Annotated in this window: 13 protein-coding genes and 1 pseudogene; 5 read left to right on the top strand and 9 right to left on the bottom strand. The window is 67.7% G+C overall.

The genetic code is table 11. The annotated features are described in order from the left end of the window. Positions 1-26 precede the first annotated feature (26 nt). Both QPK29_RS01585 and QPK29_RS01580 read right to left on the bottom strand, forming a co-directional pair. On the bottom strand, positions 27-1,022 hold the full coding sequence (locus tag QPK29_RS01585) for a ferritin-like domain-containing protein (protein WP_371769427.1): 996 nt from the start codon (positions 1,020-1,022) through the stop codon (positions 27-29). A 43-nt stretch (positions 1,023-1,065) separates the two neighbouring features. Continuing rightward, positions 1,066-1,848, bottom strand: a complete 783-nt coding sequence (locus QPK29_RS01580) for a helix-turn-helix domain-containing protein (RefSeq protein ID WP_371769426.1) — start codon at positions 1,846-1,848, stop codon at positions 1,066-1,068. Between the two features lie 88 nt (positions 1,849-1,936). Between QPK29_RS01580 and QPK29_RS01575 the strand changes: the two genes are divergently transcribed. Then, positions 1,937-2,698 (top strand): class I SAM-dependent methyltransferase, encoded by a 762-nt coding sequence (locus tag QPK29_RS01575; RefSeq protein ID WP_371769425.1) that lies wholly within the window; start codon positions 1,937-1,939, stop codon positions 2,696-2,698. Here the strand turns inward: QPK29_RS01575 and QPK29_RS01570 are convergent. The 5 genes and pseudogenes from QPK29_RS01570 to QPK29_RS01550 form a co-directional block, all read right to left on the bottom strand. After that, entirely contained in the window at positions 2,695-3,489 is a 795-nt protein-coding gene (locus tag QPK29_RS01570; RefSeq protein WP_056124925.1) for an ABC transporter permease, read from the bottom strand. The genes QPK29_RS01575 and QPK29_RS01570 overlap by 4 nt on opposite strands. Continuing rightward, positions 3,486-4,106 carry an ABC transporter ATP-binding protein gene (locus QPK29_RS01565; protein ID WP_371769424.1) on the bottom strand — a complete coding sequence of 207 codons (621 nt, stop codon included), beginning with the start codon at positions 4,104-4,106 and terminating at the stop codon, positions 3,486-3,488. Before QPK29_RS01565 ends, QPK29_RS01570 begins: the two co-directional genes overlap by 4 nt. After that, a complete protein-coding gene (locus tag QPK29_RS01560) occupies positions 4,094-4,354 on the bottom strand; it encodes a hypothetical protein (RefSeq protein ID WP_371769423.1) in 261 nt (86 codons plus the stop codon). The genes QPK29_RS01565 and QPK29_RS01560 overlap by 13 nt, the downstream gene beginning before the upstream one ends. 70 nt (positions 4,355-4,424) lie before the next feature. Further along, positions 4,425-4,970 (bottom strand): DNA-binding protein, encoded by a 546-nt coding sequence (locus QPK29_RS01555; RefSeq protein WP_371769422.1) that lies wholly within the window; start codon positions 4,968-4,970, stop codon positions 4,425-4,427. 26 nt (positions 4,971-4,996) lie between these two features. Further along, positions 4,997-5,262 (bottom strand): annotated as a pseudogene (locus QPK29_RS01550) (cation:proton antiporter); the annotation flags it as partial. A 194-nt stretch (positions 5,263-5,456) separates the two neighbouring features. Between QPK29_RS01550 and QPK29_RS01545 the strand changes: the two are divergent. From QPK29_RS01545 to QPK29_RS01530, 4 genes are all read left to right on the top strand, one after another. Then, positions 5,457-5,678, top strand: coding sequence for a hypothetical protein (locus QPK29_RS01545; RefSeq protein WP_056124913.1), 222 nt, complete (start codon positions 5,457-5,459; stop codon positions 5,676-5,678). Positions 5,679-5,780: 102 nt separating this feature from the next. Then, positions 5,781-6,632 (top strand): creatininase family protein, encoded by an 852-nt coding sequence (locus QPK29_RS01540; protein WP_371769421.1) that lies wholly within the window; start codon positions 5,781-5,783, stop codon positions 6,630-6,632. A gap of 168 nt (positions 6,633-6,800) precedes the next feature. Next, a complete protein-coding gene (locus QPK29_RS01535; protein ID WP_371769506.1) occupies positions 6,801-7,919 on the top strand; it encodes a YncE family protein in 1,119 nt (372 codons plus the stop codon). Between the two features lie 146 nt (positions 7,920-8,065). Next, positions 8,066-9,658, top strand: a complete 1,593-nt coding sequence (locus QPK29_RS01530; RefSeq protein ID WP_371769420.1) for a methyl-accepting chemotaxis protein — start codon at positions 8,066-8,068, stop codon at positions 9,656-9,658. Between the two features lie 21 nt (positions 9,659-9,679). Here QPK29_RS01530 and QPK29_RS01525 read toward each other — a convergent pair whose 3' ends face one another. After that, positions 9,680-10,852 carry a PEP-CTERM sorting domain-containing protein gene (locus QPK29_RS01525; RefSeq protein ID WP_371769419.1) on the bottom strand — a complete coding sequence of 391 codons (1,173 nt, stop codon included), beginning with the start codon at positions 10,850-10,852 and terminating at the stop codon, positions 9,680-9,682. Positions 10,853-11,063: 211 nt separating this feature from the next. Then, on the bottom strand, positions 11,064-11,489 hold the full coding sequence (locus QPK29_RS01520) for a hypothetical protein (protein ID WP_371769418.1): 426 nt from the start codon (positions 11,487-11,489) through the stop codon (positions 11,064-11,066). Between the last annotated feature and the right edge of the window lie 423 nt (positions 11,490-11,912).

Here is an 11,912-nt window from a genome sequence, read left to right as displayed (position 1 = left end):
ATGCTGACGACGCGGACGGCGCAGATTCAGCGCCCGCGCCCGAACAGCCTGGCCAGCCGCAGCACGAACCGGGCCAGGCGCGGCACGGTCCGCGGCCGCAGCAGCCGTTCGTCATAACCCGCAAAGCGCCGGTCGTTTTCTGCAAGGCAGAGCGCGAGCAGGTCGCGGACACCGGCGCCATCGTCCGCGACCGATTGCGCCCCGTGCAGCGTGAAATTATTGTCCTGCGTGCGCGCGCCGTCCGCGTCCATGGCGCGTGCGAGGCCGATCCGCTCCCACGCGAGGAACGCCCACACGGCGGCGACCTTCGCTTCGAAGCGCACGCGGCGCAGGAACGACAGGCGCGCGCGGTGCCAGGCGGCCCAGTTGGCGAACAGCAGGATGTGCCGGCACTCTTCCTGCATCACGGGCTCGAACGTGTCGACGAGCGCCGGCGGGAACAGGCCGGAACGCCGCGCCAGTTCGAACAGGCCGAAGGCGAAAAAGCTGTCGATGCATTCGCTGTAGCCGGTGACGAGGTACCCCCACTCCGGATCCCGGGGCGGGTGCTGGACGGGTTCGGGCGCGAGGTCGATGCCGTACGCCGCGACCATGCGCGCGAGCACGTCCTTGTGACGCTGCTCTTCCCACGCATTCAGCGCGAGCGCATCGCGCATGACGGGATCGCGCAGGGTGCCGGCATAGGCCGCCATGCGCAGGCGCGCCTTGCCTTCGGTCTGGACCGCGATGTCCCAGATCGGCAGCGCGACGATGCGGTCGCGCACCGCCGGTTCCAGCACGGGCCAGTCCAGCACGGCGGGGCGGTAGGGATTGAAGGTGTCGCGGAACATGCGGCACGTGGCGTCGCCGTGGCGGTCCGAGCCGGGGACCAGGGGGCCGTCGGCCGGCTCGCGCCAGTGCCGCATGCGCGCGTCGGCCGCGGCCAGTTGCGCATCGTCCTGGGCGCGTACGGGCTGCGGCGGCGGCCGGAAACCCGGCACCAGCCCGGCAACGTCGAAGGTATCCGTGGCGTGGCCGTCCATGCGCGTTCTCCCTGGCGTCGATCACACCAGGGTATCGACCGGCTCAGACGGCAGAGGTTCCCGCCGCCAGGCACACCAGCTTGATCTCCATCTGCAACGCCACCAGCAACGTGGTCTGGACGAACCCCAGCTCCCCCCTGACAGGATGCCGGAACCGCCGCTCCCCGCCTTCCCGGTGCAGCACGTCCTGCTTGTCCCAGCATTGTGCGAACAACGTGCTGTCGCGGCACAATTGTTCGACCAACGCCTGCATGTCCCCATCCGCGGGCCGCCGGTGGAAATCGGCCCGGAATTCCGCCGCCAGCCGCCGGGCCCGCGTGTCCCAGTCCACGATGAGCTCGCGCGCGGCCGGATGCAGGAAGACGTAGCGGAGCAGGTTGCGGTCGGGCGCGTCCGCGTCCAGCCAGCCGACGAACAGTGCGGTGGCGGCGTCGTTCCAGGCGCGTGCCGTCCACGTGTGGTCGAGCAGGTAGGCCGGCGCGGCCATCAGCGCCGGCAGCGCCAGCAGCGCCGGGGACAGGTCGTCGGCGTGGTCGGGCAGGGCGCGCGGGTCTTTCTTGCCGGCGAGGTCGAACAGCGACGCCCGCTCGGCCGCGGACAGCTGCAGCGCGTCGGCCAGGCGCGACAGCGCGGCGACGGACGGCTGCACGTCGCGGCCCTGTTCCAGCCACGTGATCCATGTGACGCCGAGGCCGGCCGCGTCCGCGAGTTCCTCGCGCCGCAGGCCGGGCGTGCGCCGGCGCGTGCCGGGCCGGACGGGCGTCAGGCGCGCGCGGTGGGCGCGGATGAAGGCGCCGAGCATCTGGCGCCGGTGTGCGTCGGTCATGGTGCTCCTTATACCAGGATAAACAGGCTCCTTGTAACAGGAAAACGCCTCGCAGACAATGACCAAACGATCAAACCCAGGAGCCAATATGCACAACCACGATGCCACCGTCCTCGAACAATACGATTCCCGCGCCGAGGCCTATCTCACCAGCGCCGTGCACGCGGCCGGCGCGGACCTGGAGCGGATGGCGGACCTGATCGGCCGCCGTCCGGATGCCGTCGCGCTGGACATGGGTTGCGGCGGCGGCCATGTGGCGTTCCGCATGGCGGGCCAGGTCGGCAAGGTCGTCGCGTACGACCTGTCCGCCGCGATGCTGGACACGGTCGGCACGGAAGCGCGTAGACGCGGGCTGGACAATCTCGTCACGAAACAGGGCGCGGCCGAAGCGCTGCCCTGTCCCGATGCGTCGTTCGACGTCGTCGCCACCCGCTACAGCGCGCACCATTGGGGCGCCTTCCGCGACGGACTCGCACAGATGCGCCGCGTCGTGAAGCCGGAGGGTCTCGGGTTGTTCATGGACGTCGTCTCGCCCGGCGTGCCGTTGCTCGACACATGGCTGCAGACGCTGGAACTGCTGCGCGATCCGTCCCATGTGCGCAACGCGTCGGTGGCGGAATGGCAGACGGCGCTGGCGGCCGTCGGCTTCGCGGCCGACGACGTGGTCACGTACAGGCTGCGCCTGGACTTCGCGTCGTGGATCGCGCGGATGCGCACGCCCGACGTCCACGTGGCCGCGATCCGTTCGCTGCATGCGCGCGCAGCGAGCGAAGTGAAGGACTATTTCCAGATCGGGGAGGACGGCAGCTTCACGGTCGACACGGCCCTGATCGTGGCCCGTCCGGTTTAAGCGCGCAAACGGTCGACGCGCAGCCGCTGGCGGTCGTCGCCGAGGGCCCGCACGGCCAGCATGGCGGCGCCGACGGACGCCAGGCCGCTCGCGCCGGCCAGCAGGAACATCAGCAGGATCTGGTATTTGACGGCCTCGATCGGGTCCATGCCCGCGAGCAGCTGGCCCGTCATGATGCCGGGCAGGGTGATGATGCCGGCGGCCGACATCTGGTTCGCGACGGGGATCATGCCGCGCCGCGTCGCGTTGCGCACGAGCGGGCCGATGGCTTCGCGCAGCGGCGTGCCGAGCGCGAGCCGCGCCTCGATGCGGGCGCGCTCGCGCACGACGCCGTCGAGGATGCCGTCCAGCGCGAGGCTGGCGGCGTTCAGCACGCTGCCGAGGACGATGCCCATCAGCGGGATCGCGTAGCGCGGTTCGTACCACGGCGTCGGGCGTACGGCCGTCGTCAGCGCCAGCAGCACGGTCGCGACACCGGTGCAGGACACGACGGCGGCGCCGATCTGGTAGTTCACGTGGCGTTTCAGGCGCTGCTTCGGGCGGGTCGCGACCTCGCGCGCGGCGGCGGCGATCATGAACACGACGACGGCCAGCGTGGCCGCGGCGGAGCTCGTGGCGAACACGTGGCGCAGCACGAGGCCGACGATGGCCAGCTGCGCCACCATGCGCACGGCCGCGACGAGGATCTGGCGATGCAGTCCGAGGCCCAGCGCGAGCGACAGCGCGGCGTCCAGTACGATCAGTAGCGCGGCCGCGAGCAGGTCCCACGTGCCCAGGTGGATCGCATTCATGTCGTCGTCAGCTTTCCCTGTTCGAGCCGGAAGATGCGCTGCGCGAGGCGGCGCGCCTGTTCGCCCGCGTGCGTGACGACCAGTATCGCCATGCCGGCCGCCAGCTGTTCGCGCAGCAGCGCCTCCACGCGCGCGACACCGTCGGGATCGAGGGCGCCCGTCGGTTCGTCGAGCAGCAGCACGCGCGGGCGCCGGGCCAGCGAGCGGACCAGGGCGAGGCGCTGGCGTTCGCCCGTCGACAGGCGTTCGATCTCCGTGTCCAGCAGGGCCGGGGCCAGGCCCAGCGCGGCCAGCGTGGCGTCCATGAACTCACGGCCGGCGTTTGCGAAGTGCGCGCCGGCCGTCGCTTCCCACCACGCGGGTTCGGCCGCCTGGTAGACGACGGCGGCGCGCCAGTCGGGGGCGGACATCGACGACGCGGGCCGCCCGTCCAGCAGGGCGTCGCCGTCGTGCGGATCGAGGTCGGCCAGCATGCGCAGCAGGACGCTTTTGCCGGCGCCGGATGGTCCCTGGATCGCGATGCATTCGCCCGCGTGCACGTCGAAGGTGAACGGTCCGCCGAACGGCGAACGCAGATCGCGTGCCGACAACAGGACCGTCGCGCTCAACCCAGCCACGCGCGTAACACGTCCGCGCTTTGCGTCATGCCCGATTTCAGGCGGCGCTCGGCCTGCGCGGCGCATTGTTCGGGCGTGCCGGCGCCCTGGTCGGACGCCTTCATCGCCATCGCCCTGGCGGCGATGCCGAAGGCCAGGATCGCTTCGTCCCAGGCGAGGCCCGAGGCCAGCGCGTGTTCGACGACGTGCGCCGTCAATGCGCCAAGCCGGTCGACCCGCGCACGGTCCATATTGTCCAGTGTTAGCATCGCTCGTTCTCCCTGGCTATCGTTGGCCACGTTGTAGCAGGTCGGCGGCGGCGCGTCCGTGCGGTGGCGATCACGAACGGGCGGCGGCGCGGATCAGGTCGAAGGGGGAAATGTCGCGCACGGCCGAGCGCGAGTTCAGCAAGTTGTTGTCGAAGTGGCCGAAGCCGCCCGGCACGCCGGCGCGGTCCTGCCAGTGGCGCAGGGGCGTCTCGTCGGCGCCGAACTGGGCTTCCAGCTCCAGCTGTTTCACCCGGGCGGTCAGGGTGGCGACGGTGCTGCGCAATTCGGCCAGTTCGCGGTCGCGCTCGAGCAAGGCCTGCTCGTGGGCGGCGCGCAGCAGGCGCATGCGCTCGTCGAAGTCGGCGTGCAGGCGGTCGGCCACTTCGTCGACGAGGGCGTGCAGGGCGCGGCCCGTGTCCTCGCGGCGCATGCCCGCCACGGCGTCCGCGCCGCCGTCTTCGGCGCGCAGCTCCTTCAGGTGTTTGTGGATGGTCGACTTGGACCCACTGTCGCCGAGTGCATGGCGCACCGCGTCGACGGAGGGATGACGGCCCTCCGCGAGCAGCCGGTCGCGGGCTTCCCTGACCTGTGATTTCGTGAGTCCGCTGCGCGCCATGTGTCATCCACCTTCGTCGAATCCGATCAGGAACTGGCCTGATTCACCAGTCCGCGGTGCTGCATGCGATGCAGTTTCGGATGCACGACCGGGACAGTCAGCATTGTACTGCCGACGGCCATCAAAAGCAGCGCCGTGAATGTTTCGCTCGTGATGATCTGCTTGTCGAGCAGGATGTTGGCGAAGATGATCTCGGTGAGACCCTTCTCTGCGGCAGCCAGCCGACGATGGAGGCTTCGCCGTCCTTCCATTTCAGGACCTTGGCGGCGATGTGGGCGGCGGCCAGCAGGCCGCGGGCCACCGGGACAAGCCGAGCCACGCGCTCCCACCGTCGCAGCGTCTTTCCATGATTGCGAGTGGACACGTTCAATCACGTTTGGTTCGACTGGAGTCATGCTCCTACGCGGCGGCGGCGTGTCGTCCGATTGGGCGGAATGCGGCGCGGTCCCATATGGCGTGTATTGTCGTTACGCCAAGGAGCACATCATGACGGATCAGAAACGCGGCGATCCCAGCCGCCATACGAACTTCCCGGCCGCGTCGCCAGAAAGCAACGTGAACCCGCCGGGCGCGCCGCAGAGCAGCCACGGCAGCGCGACGGAACCGATTCCCGGCGTCGACCGGGGCAACCGCCAGAGCGGCGAGGCGCAGACGCCGGACGATGCGGCCGCAACGGCCGACCGCGGCACAAGCCGCCGTGACGGATAAACCAACGGTAATGCTCCGGTAATAAAAAATACGGGGTCCGCGTTCCGTCCCGTGCGTGAGGATGCTCTACAATAGTTGTAAAGCATCAGGAACACGGATCACATGCTTCACCTGCACATTTCGGTCGTCCGCCGCGCGCTGGCGATCGCCGGCCTGGCCCTGCCTCTCGCAGGGTCCGCCGCCTCGTCTGTCACCCCCGGCGTCTACCTCGAAGAGATGACGTCGCCGGAACTGCGCGACCGCATCGCGGCCGGCGCCACGACGGCCCTCGTGCCCATCGGCGGCACCGAGCAGAGCGGCCCGCACATCGTCCTCGGCAAGCACAACGTCCGCGCCCGCGTGCTGGCGGGACGCATCGCCGCCAAACTCGGCGATGCCGTCGTCGCGCCCGTCGTCGCCTACGTGCCGGAAGGGGCGATCGCGCCGCCGGCCGCGCACATGCGCTTCGCCGGCACGATCTCGATCCCGGACGCCGCGTTCGAGGCGCTGCTGGAGTCCACCGCGAAAAGCCTGTGCCAGCACGGCATCCGCGACGTGTTCTTCCTGGGCGACCACGGGGGCTACCAAACGAATGAAGCCAGGGCCGCGGCGCGGGTAAATCGAAGCAACGGCGGTGCCGGCGGCTGCCGCGCTCACGCACTGGGCGCGTATTACGATGCCGCCACGACCACGTTCAACGCCGACCTGAAACAGCGCGGCTTCACGGACGCCGAGATCGGCACGCACGCGGGCCTCGCCGACACGGCGCTGTCGCTGGCCGTCGACCCGGCGCTCGTGCGTCCGGCACAGCTCGCGGCCGGCGCGCGCGGCGGCGTGCGCGCGGGCGTGCATGGCGATCCGACCCGTGCCACGGCGGACCTGGGCCGCGTCGGCGTCGAGCGCATCGTCGATGCGTCCGTGGCCGCGATCCGCGCCACCCGCGAGCCGTCTCCGAATTCCTCCCATCGAAAGTAAAGAGTCATCGTGTCCTCCAAAACCACCATCGGTGCCGTCCTGGCCCTGGCCGTCGTGGCCGGCGGCGTCGTCGCGTCGCGCTTCGTCGATGCGACCGCGTCCGCGTCCGCGACCGCGCCTGCGCCTGCGCCCGTCACCAAATCCCCGGCCGTGGTCTCCGTGCCCGGCATGCCGCGCGTCGTCGATCCGCACAACGTCTACAGCGAGATCACGCAGCTGAGTCCCGCCGTCAAGGGCGACCTGGAACGCGTGTACGTGCCGAACCTGCGCTCGAACGACGTGTCCGTCATCGATCCGGCGACGCTGAAGGTCGTCGACCGCTTCAAGGTGGGCCGCAGCCCGCAGCACGTGATCCCGTCCTGGGACCTGCGCACCCTGTGGGTCGCGAACAATGCCGAGCGCACGGGCGACGGCAGCCTGACGCCCATCGATCCGCGCACCGGCAAGCCCGGCGCGAACGTCCCGGTCGACGATCCGTACAACATGTATTTCACGCCGGACGGCAAGTCGGCGATCGTCGTGGCGGAAGCGCGCCACCGCCTCGACTTCCGGGATCCGCACACGATGGCGATGCAATACGCGATCGAGGTGCCCAAATGCGGCGGCATCAACCATGCCGAGTTCTCGATCGACGGCCGCTATGCGCTGTTCACGTGCGAATTCGACGGCAGCCTCGCGAAGATCGACCTCGTGGAGCGCAAGGTGCTCGGCTACCTGAAACTGACGATGCCGTCCACGCGCTTCCGCGAAGGCGTCGACCCGACGGCGCCGGGCGCCAGCGAGATCTGCACGTCGAAGAAGGGCATGCCGCAAGACGTGCGCATGTCGCCGGACGGCAAGCGCTTCTACATCGCCGACATGGACGCGGACGGCGTGCACGTCGTCGACGGCGACAACCTGACGCAGATCGGCTTCATCCCGGTCGGCATCGGCACGCACGGCCTGTACCCGAGTCGCGACGGCAAGTTCCTGTACATCGCGAGCCGCGGCACGCACCGCATCCACGGCAAGCCGAAGGGCAAGGGCAGCGTGGCCGTGCTGGACTTCGCCACCGGCAAGATCGTCGCCAACTGGCCGGTGCCGGGCGGCGGCAGCCCGGACATGGGCAACGTCAGCGCGGACGGCAAGTGGCTGTGGCTGTCCGGCCGCTTCGACGACGTCGTCTACCGCATCGATACGAAGACGGGCGCCATGCAGAAGGTGAAGGTCGGCGGCGAACCGCATGGCCTGACGGTCTGGCCGCAACCTGGCCGCTACTCGCTGGGCCACACGGGCAACCTGCGCTGATCCGCGCGCAGGCCGCACCAGTCTGGCAACGCTACGTTGCAGATTGGCGACGGCGGGACGAAATCTGATTAATTGGTGCCTAGTTCATTTCCACTAGGCACTAATGGTTTCTATAATTAATCGGATCAACCAACGTCCTGCCCATCATGCTAAAAAATATCACTATTAAAACGCGCCTGATCTTCGTGATCGCGCTCCTCGGCCTGGAATTGATCGTGGGTGCCACGGTCGGCCTGGTCAGCCTCGGCCACGCCAACGGCCAGATGCAATCCATGTATTCGGACGGGCTCGTCTGTGTGGGCGAGCTCGACAAGATCGTCCGCGCCATGGACGAGAACCAGGTCAACCTGTCGCGCGCGCTGACGGCCGAGCCGGGCAAGGTCGCCGGCCTCGTCGACGACATCGCGCGCAATGATGCAGTCATCGACACGCAGTGGAAGGCGTACATGGCCACGGCGATGACCGGCCATGAACAGCAGGAAGCCCAGCGCTTCATGCAGCTCAAGACGAAGTTCGTCGACGAGGCGCTGCAGCCGATCGTCGCCGCCGTGCGCGCCGGCGACACGGCGCGCGGCACGGCGCTCGTGCACGGTCCGATGGTCGAGCTGTTCCGCCCCGTGAAGGCGTCGATCGACGCGCTGATCCAGATCCAGCTGGACGAGGCGGCCGCTGCCAACCAGCGCTCCCGAACGATGTACGAGATCGTGCGCTTCGTCTGCCTGTCCGGCATGGTGCTGGGCCTGATCCTGGCCGGCTTCGTGGGCGCCATGCTGATCAAGAGCATCGTGCGGCCGCTGGACAAGGCCGTGCGCATCGCCGGCGCCGTCGCGGACGGCGACCTGACGCAGGATATCCCTGTCCGCGGGCGCGACGAGACGGGTCAACTGATGCGCGCGCTGAGCGAGATGAACGCGGGCCTCGCGCGCATCGTGGGCCGCGTGCGCACGTCGACCGATACGATCGCCTCGGCCTCGGGCCAGATCGCGAGCGGCAACCTGGACCTGTCGCAGCGCACGGAGCAACAGGCCGCGTCGCTGGAACGCACGGCCACGTCGATGGAACAGCTGACCTCCACCGTGCGCCAGAACGCGGACAACGCGCGCCAGGCGAACACGCTGGCGCAGTCGGCGTCGGAAGTGGCGGCCAAGGGCGGCACGGTGGTGACGCAGGTCGTGGCGACGATGGGCGCGATCAACACGTCGGCGACCCGTATCGCGGACATCATCGGCGTCATCGACGGTATCGCGTTCCAGACGAATATCCTCGCGCTCAACGCGGCCGTCGAGGCGGCCAGGGCGGGCGAGCAGGGCCGCGGCTTTGCCGTCGTGGCATCGGAAGTGAGGAATCTGGCGCAGCGCAGCGCCGCCGCCGCGAAGGAAATCAAGTCGCTCATCGACGACTCGGTGCAGAAGGTGCACCACGGCTCGGCACTGGTCGATCAGGCCGGCGCCACCATGGGCGAGATCGTCGGCAGCATCAACCGCGTGACGGACATCATGTCGGAGATCATGGCGGCCAGCGAAGAGCAGTCGTCCGGCATCGAGGAGGTGAATCGCGCCATCGTCCAGATGGACCAGGCCACGCAGCAGAACGCGGCCCTCGTGGAGCAGGCGTCGGCGGCCGCGCAGCAGCTGCGCGAGGAAGCCGACAGCCTGGCGCTGGCGGTCGGCGCGTTCCGCCTGAACGTGCAGGCCGGCGCCGCCGCGCGCCCGGCGGCCGCGCAGCTCGCGCTGCGCTGACCGCCCGGGCGCTGCCGCGGATCAGGACTGGCGGCGCTTGCGTGCGGCCGCGAGGCCGGCAGCGCCCAGGCCCAGCAGCATCAGCGACGCCGGTTCCGGCACGTTGCCGCCGGCGGCGTCGGCCTTGCGCTCGACCACGTTCGCCATGAGGTTCAGCGTCAGGTTATAGCCCTTGCCCAGGGTGTCGGACGCATAGGTGCCGTCCGGCGTCGCGTCGGCCAGGGTCAGCTGGTAGGTTGCCGTGTTCTTGCCCAGGACGGTCGCGAGGAACGATGCCGTGTAGCCGTTGGAACCGCCCTGCACCAGGTTGTCGAACAGCGCCAGGCTCGTGCCGAACACGTTGTTCGCGTCCGTCTCCGCGAAGTTGGTCAGCTTCAGGCCCACGCGGTCGTTATCGGCCAGGTTGGCGATCGAAAAGTCCTTGGCCTTCACCGTGTCGTTCAGGTAGACATTGCCGAAATCGAGCGTCAGCTCGGTGACCGCCGACTTGCCGTCGAACGACTGTGCCGCGTGCAGCAGGTAGCTGTAGGTTGCGCTCAGCTCGCCTGTCCAGTTGATCGTCGACGTCGTGGTGGCGTCGGTGAGGAACTGGTTCGACGTCGTTTCCGCCGTGTTCGAGACCGCCAGCAGGTCGGCGAGGAAGCTGCCGCCGCCGACGTAGGCGTTCAGCGCCGTGCCCTTCACCGTCGTGCTGTTGTCGACCTGCTTTTCGCTGACGCCATCGCTGCAGCCCGTCTTGATCTTGCCGGTGAAGGTACAGGTGTCCTTGATGTCGCTTTGCGATGCGCTCGCGCCCGTGACGCCGGTCGGAATGCCGAGGCTGATCGAGCTGCTGGCCGTGCCCTTGGCCGTGAACGTGCCGTCGTTGTTCCCGCCGGTGCCGCCGGTGCCGACGGTGACGGCCGTCGTCTGCTTGTACTTCGACACCAGGTTGACGGTGGCGCCCGTCAGCACGCCCTTGCTCTTGTCGAACTGCGCGACTGCGGCGGTCTTGAGGGTATCCATGTTCGTATTCGCCTTGCCGCTGCTCGCGCCGTCGGAACTTGTCTTTCCGCCGCCGAGCGTGTCCGTCACAGTATTGCTCACGTCGAACTTGGTCGTCGAGGTCGGGGCCAGAAGCGTCGCGTGGGCGAGGGTCGGGACCAGGACGCTCATGGCGGCGAGCACGGCAGCATTCAGGGTAGTCTTCAGCATGTTGTTTCCTTTGGGTTGATCAAACGATGAGGTTGTCTTGTGACATTTTTTGTTTTGCTCATCGACTTAACGCAAGGAACGTGCCAAAAACTATAACTATCTGTTCTGTAAGGAAATCGATTTTGAACAAAAATCAATGTCGCAGTGTCATGTAAAGATTCTCGACAGAAATAAAAATTTCCTGTGGAAACATCGTGACATTGATCGTTGTCTAATGCAGGTGGGCCGGCACGCGTTGTGGCCGCGTATCCGGCGGCGGTGCCTGGCGCGGGGCGGCGGCCACTTCCGTGCCGGCATCCCACGGTAGCGACAGCACGGCCTCCAGCGCATCGGCGACCTGGCGGCCCAGGCCGACATCGCCGCCCTCGATCTGGGGCAGTGTGCGGTGCAGGGCGCACAACACGACGGCGTAGTCGGCCCGGCGCGGGTGCAGCGCGGCGTCGCCGAGCCGTTCCAGCAGCGCTTCCTCGCGGCGGAAATCGGCTTCGACAGCCGCCACGACGGCGGGGAAATCCTGGACGAAGGCGTCGTCCGGCTGCGCCTGCAGGGCGGCGACACGCGCGCGCAGGCGCGCCCGGCTCGTGCGCAGGGCCGCGCAAGCCGCGAGCGGATCGGCGTCGGGATGATGGAAATGCATGATCTACCTCACTCTCGTCGATGATGACGAGCAGTGTCCGGGCGACGCGGGGTTTTTTGTTTGATCTGCCTCAAACGCTAGGGATTCCCTCTCCGGTAAATCGGCGCCGCACCGTCTCAGTGCGCGAGGAGGAGCGGCGCACGGGACCTTTCCGGCAGCTCGCGGGTGACGCCGCCGATCGTCCACATTCATTTGATTCGTGTTAAATCAAATTAAAAAATGGCACTCACCCGAATTAACGACGCGCAGCTGAATGATCGTAATTCGATTGGTGGCGAATATATTTGGAGAAATACTTTTATGTATAAATAATTTCGTTTTTGCATCATATTATCTTGTCTGTGGAATGCGCGTAACTTGTTGAATTGATGAGTAAATGATTGGAAGACGCATCCATCGTCGCTGATTCTTTTAATTCATATC

This window comes from Massilia orientalis, from assembly GCF_030411975.2.
In the GTDB taxonomy this organism is placed as follows: domain Bacteria; phylum Pseudomonadota; class Gammaproteobacteria; order Burkholderiales; family Burkholderiaceae_D; genus Telluria; species Telluria orientalis.
The sequence above is the reverse complement of the archived record's forward strand: the minus strand, read 5'-3'. Positions and strand labels throughout refer to the sequence as shown.

What these genes read in the sequence shown, in the direction of transcription:
- QPK29_RS01585 (WP_371769427.1), bottom strand. Translation starts at nt 1,022, where the DNA reads ATGGACGGCCACGCCACGGATACCTTCGACGTTGCCGGGCTGGTGCCG.
- QPK29_RS01580 (WP_371769426.1), bottom strand. Translation starts at nt 1,848, where the DNA reads ATGACCGACGCACACCGGCGCCAGATGCTCGGCGCCTTCATCCGCGCC.
- QPK29_RS01575 (WP_371769425.1), top strand. Translation starts at nt 1,937, where the DNA reads ATGCACAACCACGATGCCACCGTCCTCGAACAATACGATTCCCGCGCC.
- QPK29_RS01570 (WP_056124925.1), bottom strand. Translation starts at nt 3,489, where the DNA reads ATGAATGCGATCCACCTGGGCACGTGGGACCTGCTCGCGGCCGCGCTA.
- QPK29_RS01560 (WP_371769423.1), bottom strand. Translation starts at nt 4,354, where the DNA reads ATGCTAACACTGGACAATATGGACCGTGCGCGGGTCGACCGGCTTGGC.
- QPK29_RS01555 (WP_371769422.1), bottom strand. Translation starts at nt 4,970, where the DNA reads ATGGCGCGCAGCGGACTCACGAAATCACAGGTCAGGGAAGCCCGCGAC.
- QPK29_RS01545 (WP_056124913.1), top strand. Translation starts at nt 5,457, where the DNA reads ATGACGGATCAGAAACGCGGCGATCCCAGCCGCCATACGAACTTCCCG.
- QPK29_RS01540 (WP_371769421.1), top strand. Translation starts at nt 5,781, where the DNA reads ATGCTTCACCTGCACATTTCGGTCGTCCGCCGCGCGCTGGCGATCGCC.
- QPK29_RS01535 (WP_371769506.1), top strand. Translation starts at nt 6,801, where the DNA reads ATGCCGCGCGTCGTCGATCCGCACAACGTCTACAGCGAGATCACGCAG.
- QPK29_RS01530 (WP_371769420.1), top strand. Translation starts at nt 8,066, where the DNA reads ATGCTAAAAAATATCACTATTAAAACGCGCCTGATCTTCGTGATCGCG.
- QPK29_RS01525 (WP_371769419.1), bottom strand. Translation starts at nt 10,852, where the DNA reads ATGCTGAAGACTACCCTGAATGCTGCCGTGCTCGCCGCCATGAGCGTC.
- QPK29_RS01520 (WP_371769418.1), bottom strand. Translation starts at nt 11,489, where the DNA reads ATGCATTTCCATCATCCCGACGCCGATCCGCTCGCGGCTTGCGCGGCC.